This is a genomic window from Desulfococcus multivorans (genome assembly GCF_001854245.1).
Lineage (GTDB): Bacteria > Desulfobacterota > Desulfobacteria > Desulfobacterales > Desulfococcaceae > Desulfococcus > Desulfococcus multivorans.
The window spans coordinates 2,980,880-3,000,082 of sequence record NZ_CP015381.1 but is presented as its reverse complement, the minus strand read 5'-3'; the positions used below and the strand labels follow the sequence as shown (position 1 = coordinate 3,000,082).

Sequence of the window (19,203 nt, the reverse complement as noted above, 5' to 3'; positions counted from 1 at the left end):
CATGATTTTCCCATCGGTCCGGCCGCCCGACAGAGGATCCCCTGCAAGAGACGGCCATCGTCCAGGAAAAGATCGAAAACCGCAGGTATATAAAAGGCGGCACCAAAATGGCTGTCTGGTAAGAATCTCATGATGAACTTTACATCTATAGAAGAAGCGCCATAAGGGGGATGCTCATGAAAATGATGAAAGGAGCGGTTTCTATCGGATTGATGGCGGGTATCATCGGATTGTCCTGTTTCACACCGAAGCTCATGGCGTCCGAAGTCCCGGCTCCGTCAGTTCCATCCGGTCCATCGGCCGGCGATGGGCTGCGCCTGGAAGATCAGGCCCGCCTCCCTGATCTGATCGTTTATGCCTACGAACAGAATCCCGCAATCCAGGCGGCTCGGGAGGCATCGCGGGCCGTGGTGGAAAAATACCGCATGAGCACGAGCCTGCCCGATCCCCAGTTGATGGTCACGTATTTCCCCGATCCCATCGAGACCCGTCTCGGTCCCCAGGACTGGAACGCCTCGATCTCCCAGAGGTTCCCCTTTCCCGGCAGGCTTTCCAAGGAAGGCGAGGTGGCGGCGCAGGAGGTCCTCATGGCAAGGCTCGATCTGGACAGGACCGTCCGGGATGTATCGGTGGCGATCCAGGAATCCTACCACGAATTACACTATATCCGCCAGGCCCGGTCCATTGCCGGTAAGAACGCCGGCCTGCTGGATGAACTGAGAAAGATCAGCGAGACCGCCTATGCCGAGGATCAGGCGACCTTCCTGGATGTGGTGAAGGCACAGTCCCAGACAGGGCAGCTCAGGTATGACATGCTGCTCTTGGAGGAGCTGGAAGATACCGAGCGAACCCGGCTGAACGGACTGCTGAACCGGGCGCCCGGGGCCCCCATCGGTGAGCTGGCGCCGGTTGCCGTTCGGCCGGTAGTCTACACCCTCGACGACATCTATGCCATGGCAGAATCCCGGCAGGAGGAGATCCGCACGGCCGATGCCCAGGTGTCCCAGGCGGAGCGCCGCATCGAGCTGGCCCGATATCAGAATCTCCCGGATTTCAGTGTGGGGCTGTTCTATGCGGGCATCGGGCAGCCCGACGTGACGATGCCGCCCCCCGATGCGGGAGATGATGCCGTGGGGATCCAGTTCGGGGTAAGCATTCCCCTTTGGTTCGGCAAGAATGCCGGCCGGATCCGGCAGGCGACGGCGGACGCCCAGAGAGCCCGAGCGATGAAGGCCGAGCGGATCAACCAGAGCCGGACCCAGATCCGCGCCCTCTATTTCAGGCTTCGCAATGCCGAGCGGCTGATGACCCTCTATGGGAAGGAGATGATCCCCCAGGCCCTGGCCTCCATGGAAACCGCCGAAACGTGGTTCCGGGAAGGGCAGGGCAGTTTTTCCGACTTTGTGGAGATTCAGGCGACGGTCTATAACTTCCAGCTTTCCCTGGCCCGGGCCCGGGCGGACTACGGCAAGGCCCTGGCCGGGCTGGAGCGCCTCGCGGGGCTCGATCTGACCCGGCAGGAGACGGCATCGGCAGGGGAGATCAAGCCGTGAAGACGATACTACGTGTGATCGTTACGCTGTCGTTTTGCGCGACCGCTGGCTGCAGCAGCAATTATCGGGAGATGTCCTCCGAGCTGGACAATTACCGGCCGCCGTCCTATTTCCAATCGATTGCAGACGGCACGAAAGCTGCGGCGTCCCTTTCGACGGAACAGGATTTATCCCGTGATGAAGGCCGGCGGCAGCTTGCCGGGATGCGACAAAAATGGCGGAAGGTATCCGGGGCCTCCGGAACGGCGGACACTTTTTACCGGCCGGAGCCGGAGCGCTTCCGGAGGCTTTCGACCGCCGCCCGAAGCGATGCCGGGGCGGCCGGCGTCCTGAAGAGGGGCTACACCCTGGAAACCCTCGAGATGCTGACCCTGATCCGGAACCCTGGGATTCACGCCGCGGAAAAGCGTCTTCAGGCGGAGCTGCAGGCGTTCAGCCAGGTGGCGGAGATCGATGCCGTTCTCGAGCAGTATACCGCCTTCACCGAAGGCCTGATGACCGGCGTCGGCCCCATGAAGGGCAAGGACTCCGTGAGGATGAAATTTCCGTTTCCCGGCGTGACGGCCCTCAAGGGCGAGGTGGTGGATGCCTCTGTCCGGGCTGCTGCGGAATCCCTTGAAATCGCACGCCGGGATGCCTTGACCAATGCAAGGAAAACCTACTGGAACCTTCTCTATGTCCGGAAATCCCAGAGCATCACGTCTGAGACGCTGTCCCTCTTTCAGCGTCTCGAATCGGTCGCGCAAACCCGTTACAAAGCCGGGAATACGAGCTTTCAGGATGTCATCAAGGTGACCATCGAAAGCCGAATTCTGGAGGAGGATCTCGTCACCCTGACGGAGCGCACCCGCAACCTGGAATCGATGCTGCTGGATATTCTGGATCTGCCCCCGGACACCGCCGTCGGACCGCCTGTGAAAGAGACACCGGACCGGCGCCTGCCGGCCCTGGACCGGCTCCACCCCCTTGCACGGGACCGGCGCCAGGAACTCCGGCGTCTTCGTGCCCAGGTGGGAAAGATGGAGCGGATGCTGGAGCTCGCCGAAACCATGATCCTGCCGCCGTATTCCCTGGGCCTCTCCTATTATGACGACGAGGCGGTCCTTCAGGCGGGATCGGCTGCCGTGAAGGCGTCCTTTTTCGACCGGACAACGGCGGCCGTGGGTGCGGGGCTGCCCAAATCACCCTGGTTCGGCACCAACGACGCCTGGCTGAAGGGAACACGCAGTTCCCTGGCGGCGCTGCGGGCCGATCTCAGGAAAGCGGCGGCAGCGACGGACAACCATGTCCGGAACACCTGGTTTGAGATGGACCGGGCCGTCAGGGAGGAAATCCTCTACCGGGAAACGGTTGTGGATCTTTCGAAGTCCGCTCTGGACGTATCCACCCGCGGATACGAGTCGGGCACGGTCTCCTTCGCGGACGTCATCGCCTCCTATACCAACTGGCTCAAGGTTCGCCTGGCACTGGCACGGAAGATTTCCGATATCGGCGTGGCCCGGGCCGAACTGGAGCAGGCGGTCGGCGTATCTCTGTGAGGCGCCGCACCGCGATATGTTCAAGTTGCGATGGCGGCACGCCGCGGCCGGGCATACCGCTGAACGACAGGTGTCGACGGCATGACGGACTCCTGATGGGATGAAGGACCCTTGATCATGGAAAATGAAAAAGAGAAAAACGCTTTAAACCGGGAACGTCGGGTATCCGTAAAGACGCTGTGGACGACGGTGATCGTCACGGCGGTTGTTTCCGTCGCTCTCGCATGGGCGGGACTGCGACTGTTCGGATATCACGCTCCGCACTGGGTGAGCCTCGAAGGGGCTTCAGGTGAGGGCGCGTCCGAGGAAACCCAGCTCTGGACCTGCGGCATGCATCCTTGGATCATCACCGAAGAACCGGGGCTCTGCCCCATCTGCGGGATGGAACTGGTCCCCAGGAAAAGCGACGCGGCACCCCAGGCCGCCTCGGGGGAGCGGTCCATCGCTTATTGGCGGGCCCCCATGGACCCCATGGAGATCTACGATGTTCCGGGCAAGAGCAAGATGGGAATGGATCTCGTACCCGTGTATGAGGACGAACTGGTGGGCGGGGTCGACATCCGTATCGATCCGGTAGTCGAGCAGAATATGGGTATTCGAACGACACGGGTGGAGAAGGGACCGCTGGTGCATACGATCCGGACCTATGGGCACATCACCTATGACGAAACCCGAACCGCCCAGGTCGCGCCTAAGGTCGACGGATGGTTCGGTCGCCTGTACGTCGATTTCACCGGAGAAATCGTCGAGGCGGGACAGCCCCTGTACGAGATCTATTCTCCCCAGCTTCTGGCCGCCCAGGAAGAATACCTGACGGCCTTTCGCAACGCCCGGCGGATGGGCGGTGCGAGCCGCGAACTCCTGGCATCGGCCCGCCGACGCCTCAGCTATTTCGATGTAGCCGAAACCGAAATTCAGGCTATCGAATCGGCGGGGGAGGTTAAAAAGTTTGTGATGATCCGCTCTCCGTTCAAGGGCGTGGTGACGCACAAAAACGCCCTGGAAGGCGGATTTGTCAAGGCGGGGACCACGGTTTACACGGTGGCGGACCTTACCCGGGTATGGGTGGAGGCCCATATCTTCGAATATGAGCTGGGGTGGGTGGGTGAAGGGCAGGAAGCCGTGATGACACTGCCTTACCGGCCCGGGAAAATCTATCGGGGGAAGGTGGCCTACGTCTATCCCTATCTCCAGCGGAAAACCCGTGATGTGGTGATCCGGCTCGAGTTCCCCAACCCGGACCTGGACCTGAAGCCCGAGATGTATGCCGATGTCCGCATCGAAACCAGCGGTAAGGGGGAGGGATTGATCATCCCCAACGAATCGGTGATCCGTTCCGGCGAACGCAACGTGGTTTTCGTGGCCAAGGGCGACGGTCGCTTCATCCCCAGGGAGACGGTCCTGGGCATGAGCCTGGACGGCGACAGTGTTCAGGTTTTAACAGGGCTTGCAGCCAACGAGACCGTGGTGACGTCCGGCCAGTTCATGCTCGACTCGGAATCCAAGCTGAAGGAGGCCGTCCGGAAGATGATGCCGCGCGAAAAGCCGTCTGCACCATCGGAGCCGGAGTCGAAGGGGGACGCCGACTTTTTTGAAGGTATGGGAACACCGCCGGCGGCGGATGATCCATTCTTCGAGGATATGGAATGATATATTTGCCGACATCAGCGAACATTCGAGCGTGAATGAATCGTGACGGCAAAGAGGGGTGCCCCGGATGATCGAGAAAATTATCGAGTGGTCGGTGAGAAACAAGTTCATGGTGGTCCTGGCGACGCTCTTCGTGATCGCAGGGGGCGTGACGGCCATGCTGAACACCCCGTTGGACGCTATTCCCGACCTGTCGGACGTCCAGGTCATTATCTACACGGAATATTCCGGCCAGGGTCCGCAGGTGGTGGAGGATCAGGTCACCTATCCGCTGACCACGGCCATGCTGAGCGTGCCTTACGCCAAGGTGGTCCGGGGGTATTCCTTCTTCGGGCTTTCCTTTGTGTACATCATCTTCGAGGACGGCACCGATCTATACTGGGCGCGCTCCCGTGTGCTCGAATATCTCAATTTCGTTTCCGGCCGCCTGCCCCAGGGGGTGACGCCGAGCCTTGGACCGGATGCCACCGGCGTCGGATGGGTTTATGAATACGTGCTCAAAGACACCACCGGCAAATACGACCTCCAGCAGCTCAGGAGTTTCCAGGACTGGTATCTGCGGTATGAGCTGACGGCCGTACCTGGTGTCTCCGAGGTGGCCGGGATCGGCGGGTTCGTGAAACAATACCAGGTGACGGTCGACCCCAACAGGCTGCTGGCGTACAACCTTCCCATCCAGAAGATCCGTCAGGCGATACAGCGTTCCAATGCCGATGTGGGCGGGAAGCTGATCGAGATGGCGGAAACCGAGTTCATGGTACGGGGGCTGGGATATATTCAATCGATTGAGGACATGGAGAAAATCGCGGTGGGCGTCGATGCCGCGGGCACGCCGATCCTGCTCAAGAATGTCGCGAATATTCAGATCGGCCCTGATCTGCGGCGAGGCATCGCCGAATGGAACGGAGAGGGGGAGATCGTCGGCGGTGTCGTCGTCATGCGGTTCGGAGAGAACGCCCTCGAAGTGATCCGAAAGGTCAAGGCCAAGCTAAAGGCGTTGGAAAAGGGATTGCCCGAAGGCGTGATCATCGAAACGGCCTACGATCGATCCGGGCTGATCGAGCGGGCCGTAGCGACGCTCAAGAAAAAGCTCGTCGAAGAAATGACGGTGGTGGCCGTCATCTGCGTCATTTTCCTCCTCCATCTGCGGTCGGCGTTTGTCGCCATTTTCACTATCCCGGTGGGTATTCTCATCTCGTTTCTGGTCATGTACCGGCTCGGGATCAATGCCAACATCATGAGTCTCGGCGGCATCGCCATCGCCATCGGCGTCATGGTGGACGCTTCGGTGGTCATGGTGGAAAACGCCCATAAACACCTCGAGCGGGACCGCGGAAACGCAACCCATGCCCAGATCATCATCGACGCCTCCAAAGAGGTGGGGCCCGCTTTGTTCTACAGCCTCCTCATCATCACGGTCTCTTTCCTGCCGGTCTTCGCCCTGGGGGAGCAGTCGGGCCGCATGTTCAAGCCGCTGGCCTACACCAAGACCTTCGCCATGGCCGCCTCGTCGATCCTGGCCATCACCATCGTGCCGGTGCTGATGACCTTTTTCGTCCGGGAGCAGCCCCTTGATCCGACCCTGTCCCGGAAAAAAAAGCGCTGGATTTCCATACTTTCGGTCGCGGCCTCGCCCCTGCTCGTTTCAGCAGCGGGAATTCTTGGCCTGGATCTGCCCGACTGGAGCCTCGCAGCCGCTCTGGGCCTCTCTCTTTTCATCCTGGTCTGTCTCATTCCGCAGCCTGTCACCGCCGAGGCAACCAATCCCATCAGCCGGTTTTTCATTCGGATGTACCTGCCGCTGATCAAGCTGGTCCTGAAATGGCGGAAAACGACGGTGACGTCAGCAGTGCTCATCATTCTTGTTACGGGGTATCCAGCCTCCCGGCTGGGGAGCGAGTTCATGCCGCCGCTGAACGAGGGGGACCTCCTCTACATGCCGACGACCCTGCCGGGCATCTCCATCACCAAAGCCAGGGAGCTGCTCCAGCAGACCGACAAGATCATTCAGGCTTTTCCCGAGGTCCACCACACCTTTGGGAAGATCGGCCGGGCGGACACACCGACAGACCCGGCGCCCCTGTCCATGATCGAAACCACAATCATGCTGAGGCCTCATGCCGAATATGAGGTAATCCATGTGGACCGCTTTTTTTCGGATTGGCCGGGTTGGCTCAAATATCCCCTGACATGGCTCTGGCCCGAGGAGAAAAACGGAAAACTTCTCCACGAGTGGCGGCGAAAAAAGGTCGACCGATGGTTCTCGGACTGGCCTGGATGGCTCAAAGCACCCCTGACGTGGATATGGCCGGAAAAGCGATACATGACCACCGATGAATTGGTTGACGATCTGAACGCCGCCATCCAGTTTCCGGGCCTGACCAACGCCTGGACCATGCCCATCAAGACCCGCATCGACATGCTTTCCACCGGCATCAAGACACCGGTGGGCATCAAACTCATGGGGTCTGATCTGCAGGTGCTGTCCGACCTGGGAGAACGGATCGAGGCGGTGGTCAGGGACATCCCCGGCACCCTGTCGGCGTTTTCCGAGCGGGTGACCGGAGGAAATTATTTCGATTTTAATATTCGGCGAACCCAGATCGCCCGCTACGGGCTGACGGTGAATGATGTCCAGGAGGTCATCATGACAGCCATCGGCGGCATGAACGTCACCTATACGGTGGAAGGGCTCGAACGTTATCCCGTCAACCTGCGATACGACCGGGAACTCCGCGACAACATCGATCGGCTCCGGCGGGTTCTGGTGGCCACGCCCACCGGCACCCAGGTGCCGTTGGCTCAGCTCGCGGAGATCTCCATCCACAAGGGACCGGCCGGCATCAAAAGCGAGAATGCCCGTCGTTCGGCCTGGATATATGTCGACCTCAAGGGTGTTGACGTGGGCACGTACGTCGAGACCGCCAAAAAGATCGTGGACGAGGCTGTAAAGCTGCCGGCCGGCTACTCCATGGTCTGGTCCGGACAGTATGAATACATGGAACGGGCGAGAAGGACCCTGAACATCATCGTGCCCGCGACCCTGGCGGTGATCTTCATCCTGCTCTACATCCATTTCAACAGCATCGTGGAAGCGACGGTGGTGATGGCGAGCCTGCCTTTCGCCCTGGTGGGCGGGGTTTGGCTGATTTATCTTTTAGGCTATAATCTTTCGGTGGCGGTGGTGGTGGGGTTCATCGCCCTGTCCGGGCTGGCGGCGGAGACCGGCGTGGTCATGCTGGTGTATCTGGACGAGGTGTATGCCAGGAGACGGGCCCAGGGCGAGATGGGTTCTCCCGAAGACCTGAAAGCGGCCATCATCGAGGGCGCGGTGGACCGGGTGCGCCCCAAGATCATGACCGTAGCCACGACCCTCATCGGCCTCCTGCCGGTCATGTACGGTTCGGAAACGGGCTCCGAGACCATGAAGCGGATTGCCGCTCCCATGGTCGGCGGGCTTGTTTCATCCACCGTCCTGACACTCGTCATCATTCCCGTGGTGTATGACATCTGGAAGCGATGGGAACTCAAGCGGGCCTGGCGGGAAGAAGATTCGGCAGGTTGACGGGGAAACCCGTGGCGCCGGTGTGCAGTTCGGGAAAAGACGCGAGAGAACGTTGTGATCAACAGCGGTAAACTTCGCCCACCCGGGCGGGGAAACAGAAAAAGGAGACATTGACCATGAAAAAATACATGTATATCGCAGCAATCGTATTTGGCGTGATGATGGCCCCGGCCTGGCCTGTGTTGGGCGCCGGCGGCGGGCATGGCGGAGGGGGCGGTCACGGAGACGGTGGAAGCGGCCGGGACATGGGGCAAGGCGGCCATATGATGGACGGTTCCAGCCAGGGCATGGCCCAAGAAGGGCCAGGCGGCATAAAAATCCACACCGCCACTGTGGAGGGCTATCATCTCAGTTACGAGCTTATCGATATGAAAGCGCGGATGAAGGGCATGGAAAATATGCCGGAAATGGAACACAGCCACCACCTGATGGTGTATGTGAAGGACAAGGACGGCAACGCCGTTGAAAACGCCAGAGTGGGATACCTGATCAGAGGCCCCGGCAACAGCGAACAACGGGTGATGTGCATGGGGATGGGCGCCGGATACGGCGCCGATGTGAATTTGGCGGAAAAGGGCGCCTACACCGTCAACACCAAGGCGGTCGTCGGTGACAAAACCCTCCTGGACAGTTTTGAGTATGAATTGCGGTAGAATCCGGAAATCGGTATCGTCGATCGATCTATCTGTCAATCTTCAGGAATCTCGCGTTGACGGCGACAATCACGGTGCTCATCGACATGAGCACCGCGCCCACGGCGGGAGACAATAGAACGCCGTAGGTGTAGAGCGCTCCGGCTGCGAGGGGAATGGCGAAGGCATTGTATCCCGTGGCCCATACAAGGTTCTGGATCATTTTCCGGTAGGTGGCCCGCGAGAGATCCAGGATGGCCACTGCATCCATGGGATTGCTTCGCACAAGGACGATATCGGCCGTCTGGACCGCCACGTCCGTCCCGGCGCCGATGGCGATGCCGACATCCGCCTGTGCCAGGGCGGGCGCGTCGTTGACGCCGTCTCCCGTCATGGCGACCACCAGGCCGCTGTTCTGCACCGCCTTGACCTTTTCGGCCTTGTCCTTGGGAAGGACCTCCGCAAAATAGTCGTCCAGCCCGATCTCCTCGGCCACCCATTTGGCAACCAACCCATTGTCTCCAGTGAGCATCATGCACTTGATGCCCATCTCCTTGAGCTTGGAGACGGCCGCCCTGGATTCTTCCCTGATGATATCCGCGAGGGCGATCGCACCCTTCAGTTCTCCGTCGACCAGGATGAAAACGACGGTTTTCCCTTTTGAATTGAAGACATCGATTCTGTCGTCTTTCATTGGAATCTCGTTTTCCTTGAGATAGCCGGGGCTTACGACCTTGACGTCCCTGCCGTCCACCTTCCCTTGGGCCCCTTTCCCCGGAATGGCCTTGAACGCCTCCATGGGTAAGGCTTTTTCCACCGCCCCGGCGATGGCCCTGGCGATGGGGTGTTCGGAATGCGCCTCCACCGCAGCGGCGTATTCGAGCATCTTTTCCGCCGACATGTCGTCGGAGAAGACGACCGTATCGGTGACCCCGAATTCGCCCTTGGTCAGCGTGCCGGTCTTATCGAAGATGATCGCCTGGATATTTCGGCCCTTTTCGAATGCCGCCCGATCCCGGATGAGAAGGCCGTTTTTTGCGGAGAGCGCCGTGGAGACGGCGACCACCAGCGGTATTGCAAGCCCCAGGGCGTGGGGGCAGGTGATCACCATGACGGTTACCGCCCTCTCCAGGGCGAAGGCAACTTCACGGTTCATAACCATCAGCCATAAGATCAAGGTGAGGGCGCCGGCGCTGAGCGCGATAATCGTGAGCCACAGCGCCGCCCGATTGGCCAGGTCCTGGCTTCTGGACTTGCTCTGTTGCGCCGCTTCCACCAGGTCGACCATTTGGGAGAGGAAGGCGTCCTTGCCGGTTTTCGTGACCTCGACGGTGATCGCGCCGTCGCCGTTCACGGCGCCCCCGATCACCGCCGAACCGGGTCGTTTATCCACGGGTTTCGATTCTCCCGTCAGCATGGCTTCGTTGACCGAGCTTTCGCCGTCCACCACTTCACCGTCCACCGGCACTTTTTCCCCAGGCTTCACCAGCACCCTGTCCCCGGCTTTCAGTTCCACTATCGGCACATCCTGGGTGCCGCCGTCTTCAAGAACCTTGTGGGCGTCCGAAGGCATGAGCTTGGCGAGCTCCTCCAGAGCGCGAGAGGCCCCCATGACCGATTTCATCTCGATCCAGTGGCCCAGCAGCATGATGTCGATCAGCGTGGCCAACTCCCAGAAAAAGACCTTGCCTTTCAGACCGAAGACAACCACGCTGCTGTATCCATAGGCCGTGGCGACCGCGACAGCGATCAGGGTCATCATACCGGGCTGCCGCTCCATGAGTTCATCGAAAAGACCTTTGAGAAACGGCCAACCGCCGTAAAGAAACACAAATGATGAGAGCGCCCACAACACGTATACGTCTCCCGGGAACCCGAGCGTTCGCTTGAAGCCCAGAAATGTCTGGATCATGGGCGACAGGGCCAGGATGGGGAGGGTCACCCCCAGGGAGATCCAGAAACGTTTTCGGAAATCCGCCACCATGTGGGCATGGTGATTGCCGTTTTTGTGATTGTCGTGGCCATCGTGGGCGGCCTGGTGTTCGCGGTCATCGGATGTGTTGTTGGATGGATCGCGGTGGGACTTTTTGTCGGTTTGCTGTTGTTTGGCCATGGTTTCTCCCTTCTCTCGAATTTCGAGGTTTCCCTTGAGCCGCTATACGGTATTGAGAAAAGTCACGCGTTTCCAATTTGCGCTTCATGCACCCACCGACAGCGAATGGATGAAAATTTCATGAGGGAGAGGATCGATTGATGTTTGGTTAGCAATTATCCTGTTTCTCATCAAATACATTATACGATATGCATGTTGCATGAATTGTTTCAATAAGGCGCATTATGTATTTTAACTCAACTTTCGACTTTCATAGGCCGGTGCCGGGAGGATACGGCCCGCGCCCCACGCGGTTTCGTTCAAGTGCCGCTAAAGCTTGCTCCGGGCGGCCCGGAAACTCGCTGGCGCTCAAACAGTCCGGGCCGCTGATCCGCCGCGGCGCTTAAGCGGCACTAAAACTCACCGCTGAAGGGGCCCGGGCCGTATCCTCCCGGCACCGCTTTCCGGTGACCATCATGAAAGTCGAAAGTTGAATTTTAAGAAAAAGGACGCAACTTCTGTCTCAACACCCTGAAAGTCGAGTTGAGTCAATTCAATTGCGTTACTGAGGGAAAATTAAAGCCCATCGAGAGGCCGAAATCGGCGAGCTTCGGCACATTGTCTTCGCTTCCAGGTTGAAAAGGCGGAAAGGCGAAGCCGCCAAAGTGGCTGCCCCGCCTTTCCGGGTAATGGATCCTAAAGGAAGAAAGCGTTGGTCTCTTTATTCCAGGATCGTGTAGTCATCCACTTCAACGGATACCTGACCCTCTTCTTCCAGGACGGTTCCCTTGATCTGGATTTTCTTGCCGATCATGGACTTCACTTCCGATCCCTGACCCGTATCGGCCAGTTCATAAACATAGCCGTTGTCATCCACGAGTTGGCTGCTTTCATTGATCATTCCGGACACCACGATCTGATCGCTGCCGGGCATAGTCTCCTCAGCAGCGGTCCCGGGGTCCTGGGTTTCCGTAATGCCGGACTTCTCGGTTTCAGTCTCGGACTTGTCTTCTCCGAACCAACCGGCATACCCCGTACCGAACATGGTCAGTGATAGTGCCAATACGATTGCAACGACATGCCATGCATACTTTCTCTTCATGGTGAAAACCTCCTTGGTAAAGGGTTTAACGGCGAATCCCCTGACTAAAGCCGCTTCCGGGATCTGCCGTAACGCTTCGAGCAGCAGAGCCGCTCATTGCAGTTTTGAACAGCAACAAGCATGCCATATCTATTAAAATTAAAATAACAACAATATAAACAATATGTTATGTTTGAACCAAAAGAACACTCGTTGGATTCATGTGTAGGTGAAACCCTGCAATATCCACGTGCGGCCTTTCGCGGAGACGCGCCAAGCTGCGGCCATCCATGCCGATATCCACTGAAGGATTTTTCCTGCACCGGGTGGGGTTCGTCGAGATACCTGCAAACCCGGTCGTGCATCTTCCGGGGTGACCCTCGCTGTTGTAAAAAGTGTTATTTCGTCTGCAACCCTCATTCTGAAGGTTGCGACATGGATAGAAAACGAACTCTTCGGAAAGATTGAACTGCCATGCGTAAGATGGACGGGATCGGTCGCCCGGCAAGCCCTGTAACGAATTACAGGTTTCCCAAGGGCATGATACATTAATTAAGGTATACACCCAAAGGCGTTCATTCACTAGTTTAAGAAATTGAAGACGTAACATCTGTATGAAAAAAAGGGGGCATTGACGATGATCCTGGTTGAAATCGGGACGGCAATCATTATCGCCGCTATCTTTTACGGCGTATTTCAGCTGATGCACCATCGGGAGCGGAGACGGGGGGCGCTGTCCATATTTCTCATCATTCTTTTCGGCGCCTGGGCCGGTGGAATCTGGCTCACGCCGCTGGGCCCCTCTTATGGTTCGATCTACCTGCTGCCGTTTATCCTGGGCGGCGTCGTTGTCTCGCTCATCGTTCTGGCCTTTTCCAGAGATCCGCAGCCCCGGAATCGAGAGGAAACGCTGGATCTGCTGGATCGGATCGAAGCTGAAAGAAACGTGGAGAAGATCGCTTTTATATCCATGAACCTCTATCTGAAATGTCTCATGATTTTTTTGATCCTCGCGGTCGTTCTTCGTTACGTTCTTGCATAGTTCCGGAACCGCGCCGTCGGTGGGAATTTCTCGCGCTGTGAAGAAAGACTTTTTCGAATGGCGATGCTTTCGTCCCCGTCTTGTCGGTGGTGGTAAAATGAAGGAGAGTGTTTTATGAAAAAAGATTTTTCATCGCTCGAAAAAACGGCCTGGAATCGAAACTATTTGTGGCGGCTGATGATTTGGATCGGCGTCGTTTTTCTGTTCATCATGTGGATCCGGCCTGGTGCGCCGGAAGTCTCCTACACCCTGTTCAAGGATGAACTCAAGGCCGGCAATGTGGAAACTCTCCGCATCACCGGAGAGCACATGCGCGGCAGCTTCAAAGAGCCCGTCGCCGTGGGGGAAGGGGAGAACGCCCCGAAGATAACGACGTTTCAGACCATCGTTCCCACTTTCGAGAATCCGGTTCTCCTCCGGCTCATCGACGATAAGGTGCCGACCGTTCGGGTGGATTCAACGGAGAGTTCCTGGCTGGGAATCCTGCTCATCCAGCTGTTGCCGTGGATCTTGATTATCGGCGCTTTTGTCTACTTCAGCAGGAGATTCCAGAACGGACTTCCGGGCCAGGGCGGTATATTCGGGTTCGGCAAGTCCAAAGCCAGGCGGTACCAGCGATCCGAGAGCGACACCACCTTCGATGACGTGGCCGGCATGGAGAACACCAAAGCCGAGTTGCAGGAGATCGTGGCATTCCTGAAGGCACCTGAAAAATTCAGCCGGCTTGGCGGCAAGCTTCCCAAGGGGATCCTGTTGGCCGGACCTCCCGGCACCGGTAAGACGCTCATGGCGCGTGCCACGGCCGGTGAGGCGGATGTGCCCTTCTACGCCATCAGCGGCTCCGAATTTATAGAGATGTTTGTTGGCGTGGGGGCATCACGGGTGAGGGATATGTTCGCCAAAGCCAAGAAGGAGGCGCCGGCCATCATTTTTATCGACGAGATCGACTCCATTGGACGGGCTCGCGGAACGGGACTGGGCGGCGGTCATGATGAGCGGGAACAGACCCTCAACCAGATCCTGGCGGAGATGGACGGGTTTTCCCCCCACGAAGCGGTGGTGGTGATGGCCGCCACCAACCGTCCGGACATTCTGGATCCGGCCCTGATACGCCCGGGTCGGTTCGACAGGCGGGTCACCATCGAGCTGCCCGACCGGAGGACGCGGGAGAAAATCATCGAGGTTCACGCTCGCAAAACCCCCTGCGCCGAAAGTGTCGACTTCGCCGAACTCGCCGCTCTGACCATCGGATTTTCAGGCGCGGATCTGGAGAACCTCGTGAACGAGGCCGCGATTATCGCCGCACGTCAGGACAAGCAGCGCGTGGACAAGGACGATTTCGACGTTGCTCTGGACAAGATCAGACTGGGGCCCGCACGCGAGGACCTGCTCAATGAATACGACCGAAAGCTCGTGGCCTACCACGAAGCCGGCCACACCCTTGTGGCCAGGCATCTGGAGAAGGCCGACCCCGTCAAAAAGGTCACCATCATTCCCCACGGCCAGGCCCTTGGCCTCACGGAGCAGATTCCGGAAGAGGATCGACGGAACGTGAGCAGAAGCTACCTCCTGGATCAGGTGACGGTTCTGATGGCCGGACGCGCCGCAGAAAAGATCGCCCTGGATGACATTTCATCCGGTGCCGCCGACGACATCAAGAAGGCCACGGCGCTGGTCCGCCGAATGGTCTGTCGCTGGGGGATGAACGATGCCCTGGGACCGGTACATTACGGAGATCGGAACGGACATCCGTTCCTTGGAAAGGAGCTTTCGGACATGAAGAGCTACAGCGAAGCCACCGGCAAACGCATCGACGAAGAGATCCGGAAGATCCTCATCGAATTGGCGAAAACGGCCGAGGCGCTGCTGGTCCGACATCGGGACAAGCTTGACGAACTGGCCCGGGAGCTGATGATCCATGAAACCCTGGAAAGCGAAGATCTCGATAGAATACTTGGAAGTAAAGACGCCTGATCGAGGATCCCCGCGCAGGGAAAGCGTTCGCACGCCCAATCGGGGTAGGCGGCCGTCTGGTTGGCATACGCATGACCGAAAGGCGCCATCCCCATCTTTGCCCATCGGGTAAGGGGAAAAGGGCTTTGCATGTTGAGCGAGGAGGATGCTATGAAAACATATCGCATGATGTTATGGGCTGGAGCCTTGTTGACGGCGGGGTTGCTTTATCCGGTGCTCCCGGCATTTCAGCGACACTTACCGGATCGACTGCACCAAAGCGGCTTCAAGGTTCAAGGCGTGCGGCGGTGAATGATGCACCGACAGACGGCAGACCATATCGCACGTGTCATGAAGGCCGTCCGCCGTTGTCCCGGAACCCCTGTTGCCAGGGGCGAATTGACGCTGGACCCGGCGTTTGCACGAAAATACCTGAAATGGCGGTTCCGCGATAGTCGGACGGAATCCCTTTCGGACACGGACCTTCTCATTGAGTGCTGCAAATGTCTTGAACTCGATCTCATCTGTCTCCAATCGGAAAATGTGGCTGAGAGCGGTGCGTGTTCACCGGTGGCCCTTGACGACATCCGGCATATTGCAGGCGCCGGCCTGTTTGTCTTCTGGGTCGTCAACGGCGCTTTTCAGACGGCGATGACCCAAGGGGATATGATGGCATTTCTGATGAAGACGGCCGCCGCCCCCAATGCGATCGCCGCGGCGCTCGAAAGGATATCCGGCAAGGTGACCGACGTCATGGCCAAAGGCGTGGCTGCAGGCGCCCACGGGATCATTTTGGCCGATGATATCGCCTACCGGCAGAGCACTTATGTATCGCCGTCGTTTGTCGAACGTCATCTTCTGCCCCTCTGGCGAAGACAGGTCGCCTTTGCCAAGGATCTGGGGGTGCCGGTATTCTTCCATTCCGACGGCAATCTCAAGGCGATCCTGCCGTTTATCGCGGCGGCCGGATTTGACGGCCTGCAGTGCGTGGAATCCTCGGCCGGTATGGATCTTGGAGACATCAAAAAGGGTTACGGCGGGCACCTCTGCCTGATGGGCAGCATCGATCCCGGGCTGCTTTGCGAAGCGGAGGGTGTCGATGATTCCGACAGCCGTTATGCGTGTCTGCGTCGCTCGGTGGCCGATGCAATGGCCGCAGCAGGCGACGGCGGCGTTATCCTCGGAACCTGCAGCGGACTTCATGCCGGAATGTCGCCTCGTCTCGTCGATACCCTGTATCGCCTGGCCGCTGAGATGGATCCGATGTGCCGGAAGCGCTTCGCGGCGGCAGGGCCGGCATCACGTACAGAAATCGAGAAATGAAAGATAACGGGTGGTGAGAATTCCCGGCATTCAGATGGATGCCGACCGTCGCATTTTTTCTTCTTGACACGCCGATCGCAGTTTAGTAGGGCTATTATATATTGAATATAGAATTGAGCAACCTGTTAATATACATACCATAATCAAACCAATCTCAGCTCAGATCATTTTCGGAGAATGCCCATCGTTCGGATGCCTGGGGATTATAGCAGGATACACGATTCCCCAAAATGGTGTCATTTCTTTTAATGGGAAATGGGCCGGTGTTACACTACATAAAAACCAATAGACGCTTTAAATTTTCCATGTAGTGATGCATCTCTGTCTGCTCGGATATGAACTGCCGCCACCGTCTCATCTCCGTCCCGATGTTACACTGCGCTCAGCCTTCTATTATCGCTTACGCAGCATCAACCTGCACCGCGTAACGTCAGATGAATCTCCGACCGGTTCTTTAAAGTCGATTCGTATTGACAGCCTGAAGGTGACCCGCATTTTCATTCAAATGAAAAATTTCGCACGCCTGATATCGGGTTGAACGCCTGTTGTCCGGCGGCACCTCTATCCGGTCGCTGTCATGAAAGTTGAAAGTTGAGAAAAAGAATTGTAGCTTCACCCTGAACAACTAAATATTTGTTTTAATTCAACTAATTATGGATGGCCTTGAAAGGGCCGCCCGTCGGTTGAACTACCATCGGAGCCAATGGAAGAAAACCTTTAACTTGGGGAGATGTCTATGTCTGAACAATTAAATTGGAGCTTTACGGTTCAAGTTGTCGGCGGTCCGACGCTGGCGGCCTCGGGCAAACAAGTCGTCGACGCTTACAACAAGTCCCAGGTTGTGGTGCCGGCGAGTTCGAACGGGACGGCCGGGTCGATCGAATTGACCCTTGATACGACCGGCGCATCCATCCTCATTGTCAGGGCCAGCCGGTACGTTGATCCTGATACGCCCGCAAACCGGTTGCAATATGCCGTGACCGTGGAAGGTACCACCGCGGATCCGGTCGATTTAACCGGTCCGCTTGTCCTGATTGGCGAGAGTGCCGTAAGGTTGTTGGGCGATCCGGTAGCGAGCCTGACCTTCACCAATCCCATCGCATCGGATATCACGATAGATACGCTTGTCGGCGTGGATGCAACACCCTGACAACACCCCAATAACCATAATTTGATGAATGCAGGGGGCTTATTATGGCAACAAATCCAACCTATCCCGGCGTCTACATAGAAGAAGTGCCGAGTGGTTCGCGCACGATAACAGGCGTCGCCACCTCGATTACGGCGTTCATTGGTCGGGCGCAACGCGGTCCGGTCGACAGCCCCGTACTCATCAGCAGTTTTGGTGAGTTTACGCGTCTGTTCGGCGATCTATGGGTCAAGAGTGCCCTGGGGTACAGCGTGCAGCAATTTTTTATGAACGGCGGCGCACAGGCCGTCATCGTGCGTGTCGACAACGGCGGCGTTTCCAGCAGGATTGAACTTGAAGACGACGGGGGGACGGTTGTGCTTGAGCTCGAAGCCGCCAGCCCCGGCGAATGGGGCAATAACCTGCGTGCAATCGTCGATCATGACACCCGTGACGGCACCCAGGATCAATTCAACCTCATCATTCAGGAATTTGATCCCACAACAGGCGACAGTTCGGCAACGCCGCCCGTCCCGCCCACGACCGTTCAGGAAGAAACCTTTCTCAACGTATCGATTGACGAAGAAAATCCACGTTACATCGGCAAGATTCTTGAGACATCTCTCCTCGTCAGGCTGTTGACGGATCCGCCGCCGGCGCGTCCCGCAGAGACGGGTACGCCCGCCGATGAGAATGCCAAACAGGCTGAAGGCATCGGCACGGACGGCAATGACATCACGGCCGACGAAATTGCCGGAGCGAACCTGGAAGCCGATCGCAGAGGCATTTATGCGCTGGAAGATGCGGATATTTTCAACATGATGGTCATTCCGCCCCTGACGCGCACCAATGGGGATGTCGACTTCGATACCATATATACGCCGGCGCTCAACTATTGCGAGAAGCGGCGTGCCATGCTGATTATGGATCCGCCGACATCGTGGACGCGTCCCGACCTGGCGGTCGGTGCGGCTCGGGGAGGAGATTATCCCAAGCATAAAAACGCGGTGTTGTATTGGCCTCGCGTGCGGCTGGCCGATCCCCTGCGCGAAAATCGCATCGAGGAGTTTGCACCCAGCGGCATGATGGCCGGCATTATGGCTCGCACGGATGCACAACGCGGTGTCTGGAAGGCACCTGCGGGAACCGAAGCAACCCTTGCGGGTGTGCGGGAGCTGTCGTATCGCATGACCGATGCCGAAAACGGGCAGTTGAATCCACTGGGAATCAATGCATTGCGCACATTTCCCGTCATCGGTCGAGTGGCATGGGGGGCACGCACCACACGCGGTGCCGACCAGTTGGCCAGCGAGTGGAAATACATCTCTGTGAGACGACTGGCTCTATATATTGAAGAGAGCCTCTATCGCGGCACCCAATGGGCCATATTCGAACCCAATGATGCGCCGCTATGGGCGCAGTTGCGCAAGGCGGCAGGCGGTTTCATGCAAACCCTCTTCCGTCAGGGCGCCTTTCAGGGGTCGACCCCTGCCGAAGCATATCTGGTGAAATGCGACAGCGAGACCACCACCCAGGCGGACATTGACCGGGGCATCGTCAATGTGATTGTGGGTTTTGCGCCGCTCAAACCGGCTGAATTCGTCATTATCAAGATTCAACAACTGGCACGCGAAGATTCGTGATT

At 57.8% G+C, this 19,203-nt stretch carries 12 protein-coding genes; 10 read left to right on the top strand and 2 right to left on the bottom strand.

Annotated elements, in window-relative coordinates:
* Nucleotides 1-176 precede the first annotated feature (176 nt).
* The 5 genes from dmul_RS13035 to dmul_RS13015 all read left to right on the top strand — a co-directional run bounded on the left by dmul_RS13035 (nt 177) and on the right by dmul_RS13015 (nt 8,959).
* Nucleotides 177-1,553, top strand: coding sequence for a TolC family protein (locus dmul_RS13035; RefSeq protein WP_020878824.1), 1,377 nt, complete (start codon nt 177-179; stop codon nt 1,551-1,553).
* Nucleotides 1,550-3,091, top strand: coding sequence for a TolC family protein (locus tag dmul_RS13030; RefSeq protein ID WP_020878825.1), 1,542 nt, complete (start codon nt 1,550-1,552; stop codon nt 3,089-3,091). Before dmul_RS13035 ends, dmul_RS13030 begins: the two co-directional genes overlap by 4 nt.
* A gap of 117 nt (nt 3,092-3,208) precedes the next feature.
* A complete protein-coding gene (locus tag dmul_RS13025; protein ID WP_020878826.1) occupies nt 3,209-4,741 on the top strand; it encodes an efflux RND transporter periplasmic adaptor subunit in 1,533 nt (510 codons plus the stop codon).
* Between the two features lie 67 nt (nt 4,742-4,808).
* The gene (locus dmul_RS13020) at nt 4,809-8,306 is read left to right on the top strand and encodes an efflux RND transporter permease subunit (RefSeq protein ID WP_020878827.1); all 3,498 of its coding nucleotides are present in this window, start codon (nt 4,809-4,811) and stop codon (nt 8,304-8,306) included.
* Nucleotides 8,307-8,422: 116 nt separating this feature from the next.
* Entirely contained in the window at nt 8,423-8,959 is a 537-nt protein-coding gene (locus dmul_RS13015) for a hypothetical protein (protein ID WP_020878828.1), read from the top strand.
* A 28-nt stretch (nt 8,960-8,987) separates the two neighbouring features.
* Here dmul_RS13015 and dmul_RS13010 read toward each other — a convergent pair whose 3' ends face one another.
* The gene (locus tag dmul_RS13010) at nt 8,988-11,051 is read right to left on the bottom strand and encodes a copper-translocating P-type ATPase (RefSeq protein WP_020878829.1); all 2,064 of its coding nucleotides are present in this window, start codon (nt 11,049-11,051) and stop codon (nt 8,988-8,990) included.
* Nucleotides 11,052-11,751: 700 nt separating this feature from the next.
* Nucleotides 11,752-12,132 (bottom strand): hypothetical protein, encoded by a 381-nt coding sequence (locus dmul_RS13005; RefSeq protein ID WP_020875744.1) that lies wholly within the window; start codon nt 12,130-12,132, stop codon nt 11,752-11,754.
* Nucleotides 12,133-12,748: 616 nt separating this feature from the next.
* Here dmul_RS13005 and dmul_RS13000 point away from each other — a divergent pair.
* The 5 genes from dmul_RS13000 (at nt 12,749) to dmul_RS12980 (ending at nt 19,201) form a co-directional block, all read left to right on the top strand.
* On the top strand, nt 12,749-13,153 hold the full coding sequence (locus dmul_RS13000; RefSeq protein ID WP_020875745.1) for a hypothetical protein: 405 nt from the start codon (nt 12,749-12,751) through the stop codon (nt 13,151-13,153).
* A 114-nt stretch (nt 13,154-13,267) separates the two neighbouring features.
* On the top strand, nt 13,268-15,127 hold the full coding sequence (ftsH, locus tag dmul_RS12995; RefSeq protein ID WP_020875746.1) for an ATP-dependent zinc metalloprotease FtsH: 1,860 nt from the start codon (nt 13,268-13,270) through the stop codon (nt 15,125-15,127).
* A gap of 291 nt (nt 15,128-15,418) precedes the next feature.
* Nucleotides 15,419-16,429 (top strand): uroporphyrinogen decarboxylase family protein, encoded by a 1,011-nt coding sequence (locus tag dmul_RS12990; RefSeq protein ID WP_052018510.1) that lies wholly within the window; start codon nt 15,419-15,421, stop codon nt 16,427-16,429.
* A gap of 736 nt (nt 16,430-17,165) precedes the next feature.
* Nucleotides 17,166-17,579: a hypothetical protein gene (locus dmul_RS12985; RefSeq protein WP_020875748.1), complete on the top strand. Its 414-nt coding sequence runs from the start codon at nt 17,166-17,168 to the stop codon at nt 17,577-17,579.
* A gap of 44 nt (nt 17,580-17,623) precedes the next feature.
* A complete protein-coding gene (locus tag dmul_RS12980; protein ID WP_020875749.1) occupies nt 17,624-19,201 on the top strand; it encodes a phage tail sheath family protein in 1,578 nt (525 codons plus the stop codon).
* Nucleotides 19,202-19,203 lie beyond the last annotated feature (2 nt).